This window comes from Paraburkholderia sp. SIMBA_027, assembly GCF_046535315.1.
GTDB lineage: Bacteria > Pseudomonadota > Gammaproteobacteria > Burkholderiales > Burkholderiaceae > Paraburkholderia > Paraburkholderia tropica.
In genome coordinates, this window is record NZ_JAWRWY010000692.1 from 1 (window position 1) to 268 (window position 268).

At 50.0% G+C, this 268-nt stretch carries 1 protein-coding gene; it reads left to right on the forward strand.

Annotation, left to right across the window (positions count from 1 at the left end; all coding sequences use genetic code 11):
* A partial coding sequence (locus SB764_RS40795; protein WP_410866868.1) for a hypothetical protein occupies nt 1–196 on the forward strand: 196 nt, incomplete at its 5' end.
* Between the last annotated feature and the right edge of the window lie 72 nt (nt 197–268).

Consider the following 268-nt stretch of genomic DNA (forward strand, 5'->3'; position numbering starts at 1 on the left):
GGCGCTCAGCATCAGGAATGCCTTTGCGGACTGGTCAGCGACCGACGAACGCGCACCTTGCGAATACCAAAAGCCGAAATGTGGAATTCAAATAGATACTGGTGCTGAATCCCCTTGTGGGATGGGCGTTTTGGGAGGGTATCTTGCTGGAGATATCATTCTCCGCACGTGCCTGTCGCAAAAACCGTCGTTTTAATTGCGATTCTTGCGACAAGAAGGGAGCCGCATATGGAAACGATTATTGAGATTGCGACTACAAAGGATGTTG